General features: G+C 69.9%; 3 protein-coding genes. 1 reads left to right on the top strand and 2 read right to left on the bottom strand.

The genetic code is table 11. The annotated features are described in order from the left end of the window. Positions 1 to 855 (bottom strand): glycoside hydrolase family 28 protein (locus AC1DZ6_RS19775; RefSeq protein ID WP_477098847.1); only part of this gene is annotated, 855 nt, incomplete at its 3' end. Positions 856 to 1120: 265 nt separating this feature from the next. Here AC1DZ6_RS19775 and cckA point away from each other — a divergent pair. After that, the gene (cckA, locus tag AC1DZ6_RS19780; protein WP_477098848.1) at positions 1121 to 3211 is read left to right on the top strand and encodes a cell cycle histidine kinase CckA; all 2091 of its coding nucleotides are present in this window, start codon (positions 1121 to 1123) and stop codon (positions 3209 to 3211) included. Positions 3212 to 3477: 266 nt separating this feature from the next. On the opposite strand, the gene AC1DZ6_RS19785 is transcribed toward cckA, so the two are convergent. Further along, complete coding sequence (locus AC1DZ6_RS19785) at positions 3478 to 4104, bottom strand: glutathione S-transferase family protein (RefSeq protein WP_477098849.1); 627 nt, start codon at positions 4102 to 4104, stop codon at positions 3478 to 3480. Positions 4105 to 4466 lie beyond the last annotated feature (362 nt).

The following is a 4466-nucleotide window of genomic DNA, read 5'->3' on the forward strand; positions in this document are numbered from 1 at the left end:
GCCGATGCCGATGCAGGCCCAGCGGTGGTCGCGGAACACGCAGTCGGTGATCCGAACGTCCTCGGTGGGGCGGGCGATTACGGCGTCCTCCATGCCCCGGCCGGACTTCAGCGAGATGCAGTCGTCGACCGTGTCGAAGTCGCAGCGATCGATCACCACCCGCCGGCACGAGTCGACGTCGATGCCGTCGGCCCCGCCCTTGACGGTGACGCCCCGGAACAGCACGTCGTCGCAATAGACCGGATGGATCGACCACATTTCGTTCTGCTCGGTGAAGACGTCGGTGACGCTGAGGCCCTGGACGTCGACGAACTCCAGCAGYGCCGGATGGCGCAGGCCGCTGGCCTTGTCGACGCGGCCGGGGATCGCCTTGGAGCCCAGGATCTGGCCCTTGCCGGCGATGGCGACGTCGCGCGCGCCTTGGGCCCAGATCAGCCCCACATAGCCCGGCGTCCAGCGGCCCTCCCAGCGCACCTGCACCACCGGATAGTCGACCAGGTCGGGCGAGCCATGCAGCGTCGCGCCTTCGTCCAGCAGCAGGGTGGTGTTGGAGCCCATGCGCAGCGCGCCGGTCAGGTAGACGCCGGCCGCCACCGCGACCTGGCCGCCGCCCAGCACGGCGCAGCGGTCCAGCGCCGTCTGCAGGGCGACCGTGTCCTTGGTCACGCCGTCGCCCAGGGCGCCGAAGTCGCGAGGGTCGAGGCGGAGATCGGGCTTGGCCGCTTTCACCGCCTTTGCGGTCGGCGGGGATGCGGCCGCGGGGGTCGCCAGGACCGCGACGCCCAGGCCGGTGGCCGACAGCACGGCGCGCCGGCTGGGGGAGGGGGCGCCGTGGGCGAGCGTGGTCTTCTTCATGGGCGTCCTCCCCGGACGGTTGCGGCAACCGGCTGACACCGGTGTCTTTGTCGGGAGTGTTGGTCGCTCAGCTCCCGCTGTAAATGCGCCCAGAGAAAAATGGGGCGCCGCCGGGAGCAGGGTGGAGGCGGTCAAGGCACCACATTTCCGTCACGGAATCAGGAATCGATCACGGATCGCGCTCCGCAAGCGCGTTAGGGGTATCCTACCCAGCGAATCGTATGGGCTGGTGGCCCGCTAGGCTGAAGAAGGATTTCGGTCGACCATGACCGAGACGTCCATGAAAGATCTCCCCGGCGAGGGCAAGCGTCGCCCCGACCTCCTGATCTGGGGCGCGGCCATATTCCTCGTCCTGGCCGCGGCGTTCGCCGCCGCGCCCGCCTTGCAGGCCGGTCCGGCCACGTTGGCGGGTCTGCTGCTGCTGGGCGGCGTCGCCGGCGTGGCGATCCTGGGCCTGGTGGCCATCCGCGCCTCGACCGCGGTCAGCGATCCCGAACCCGAGGGCGCGGAAGCCTTCGTCGAAGCCCTGTCCGAACCCGCCGCCCTGACCGCGGCCGACGGCCGCCTGCTGGCCGCCAACGCCGCCTGGGTCGAGGCCGTGGGCGACGCCCGCCGCCTGCCCAAGGGCGCGGCCGGCGCCGGCCTGTTCGCCGCCCTGGCCAAGGCCCGGGACGGCCAGCACGCCGAGGGCTCGCTGATCGTCGCCGGCCAGGAGCGTCGCGCCGAAGCCGCCCGCCTGCGCGGCGGCCGCCTGCTGGTCCGCCTGCCGGTGGTGGTCGAGAAGGAAGTCGTTGTCGCCGCCGCCGCCGCGCCGGCCCCCACCGTCGCCCAGACCGCCCCGGCGCCCCGCACCCTGGACGCCTTCTCCGGCGCCTCGCCGTTCGGCGCGGCCCTGCTGGACGGGCTGGATCCGTTCAATTCCCGCATTCTCGAGGCCAACCCGGCCCTGGCGGCCATGACCGGCGCGGTCCCGCCCGGCACCATATTCGGCGCCCTGATCGACCCGCCGTCGCGCGCCGAGGCCGACACCCGTCTGGCCGAGGGCAAGAGCGGCCCGTTCGAGGTGCGCCTGGCCCGCGATCCGACCCGGATCGCCCACCTCTATCTCTACCGCGCCGACGGTCGGCTGGTGGCCTATCTGATCGACGTGTCCGAGCAGAAGCAGATGGAGCTGCAACTCGCCCAGGCCCAGAAGATGCAGGCCATCGGCCAGCTGGCCGGCGGCGTCGCGCATGACTTCAACAACCTGCTGACCGCCATCCAGCTGCGCCTGGACGAACTGCTGCACCGCCACCCGGTGGGCGACCCCTCGTACGAAGGCCTCAACGAGATCCGCCAGACGGGCGTCCGCGCCGCCGACCTGGTCCGCAAGCTGCTGGCCTTCAGCCGCAAGCAGACCGTGCAGCGCGAAGTGCTGGAGCTGGGCGAGCTGATCAGCGAGTTCGAGGTCCTGCTGCGCCGCCTGCTGCGCGAAGACGTCAAGCTGATCACCGACTACGGCCGCGACCTGCCGCTCGTGCGGGCCGACAAGAGCCAGCTCGAGACCGCCGTCATGAACCTGGCCGTCAACGCCCGCGACGCGGTGCGGGCGGCCAAGGGCGGCGGCGTCGTGCGCATCCGCACGGCTCGCCTGACCCAGGACGAGGCCCAGTCGCTCGGCTTCCCCGGCGCGGAGGGCGACCAGGCGTTCATCGAGGTCAGCGACGACGGCCCCGGCATCCCGCCCGAGGTCATGGGCAAGATCTTCGACCCGTTCTTCACCACCAAGCCGGTGGGCGAGGGCACGGGGCTGGGCCTGGCCACGGTCTACGGCATCGTCAAGCAGTCCGACGGCTGGATCCACGTTCACAGCCGTCCGGGCGAGGGCGCGGCCTTCCGCATCTTCCTGCCGGTCTACGAGCCGACCCCGGCCCAGCAGGCCGCCGCCGCGGCTGCGGTCGWGGTCGCCGAGACGGCCAAGCCGCGCCCGCCTCGCGACCTGTCGGGCGCCGGCCGCATCCTGTTCGTCGAGGACGAGGACGCCGTGCGCGGCGTCGCCGCCCGCCTGCTGCGCGCCCGAGGCTACGAGGTGCTGGAGGCCTGCGACGGCGAGGAGGCCCTGCTGATCGCCGAGGAGCACGCCGGCACCATCGACCTGCTGATCAGCGACGTGATCATGCCCGGCATCGACGGACCGACCCTGCTGAAGAAGGCCCGCGCCTATCTGGGCAACGCCCCGGTGATGTTCATCAGCGGCTATGCCGAGGCCGAGTTCAGCGACCTGCTGGAAGGCGAGACCGGCGTGACCTTCCTGCCCAAGCCGATCGACATCAAGACCCTGGCCGAGCGCGTGAAGCAGCAACTGCAGGCGGCCTAGGGCGCCTGCTCTCAGGCGCGAAGTCGGCCGCCGCTCCCGACCCTAGTCGGACATTCGAGACCCCTCTCTCTCTCTCAAAGAGAGAGGGGTTTCGCGCGCACCGCCTGGATCAGCGGGTCGCCCACCACCCTTGGCCGACCTTCCGGACATCCGCATTTTGGCGGGGGGCTGGGTCCGCCTGCGGCGCCGGCGCTAATTCCCGGACGCGACCCGTTCCGGATGTTGAGCGCCGCCCTCACCGGTTTCAATTCACAAAGGAGACGAGTCTAGGGGCTCACCCCCTCGTGCGAACGCTCCATGGCGCGCTTGTAGGCGTCGCGGCCGGTGGTGCGGGCGAGGTAGGCCTGTTCGGCGTCGCCGAGGGTGACGCCGCAGTTCCGTTGGCCCAGGTTCAGAGCGTAGGTCACCGAGATGTCGGCGGCGGTGAAAGCCTCGCCGGCGAGGTAGGGCGAGCTGGCAAGCCGTTGGCTGACCAGCTTCAGCCGCTTTTGGAACGACTTCAGGCACCAGGTCGCGCCCCAGTTCGCCCGCTCGGCTTCGGGCGCGATGAAGCGGCTGACGACGACGGGCATCATCAGGGTCGCGAGGCCGGCTTCGCCCAGGTGCAGAAACTGCTGGTAGGCGGGGAAGGTGGGATCCTGCGGCGCGGGCGCCAGCGGCGTCGGCCCGTAGCGGGCCATCAGGTACTCCATGATCGCGATCGACTCGACCATGACGACGTCGCCGTCCTGGATCGCCGGTATGTAGTCAGCGGGATTAAGCGCCAGGAACTCGGGGTCCTGCTCGGCGGCCAGCATGTCCACCTGCCGCACGCGGTAAGGAAGGCCCATCTCCTCCAGCACCCAGACCACCCGGATCGATCGCGAGGTCTGTCCGCCCCAAACGGTGATCATGCGCTGGCCCTTTCCAGGTGTTGCCGAGGACCGACCTTAGCGGACTTCAGAGCATCTTGGCGCCCCAGTCATACGCGAAGCTTATGCTTCAGCGAGGTCTGCTTTCCACCCTCCCCACGAGGGAGAGGGAATACCTATGCTTAGGGGGTAGATGGTAAAGATGAGAAATTTCAATGCTCTAAACTTTCTCGACCCAAATCTGTCCCCACCCTCCAAACCKCCCGTATCCTTGACTCACCTCGACGCAGGGAAAGGGCGCATGGCCAGCGACCGATGCGGCGGCGGGGGGCGATCGAGCGGAGAGCGCTCATCGACGTCGGGCTCGCGTGCGTAGGAGTTGGACGACCTCGTGGTTCTTGGCC

This window comes from Caulobacter sp. P1_B12_2 (assembly GCF_056406675.1).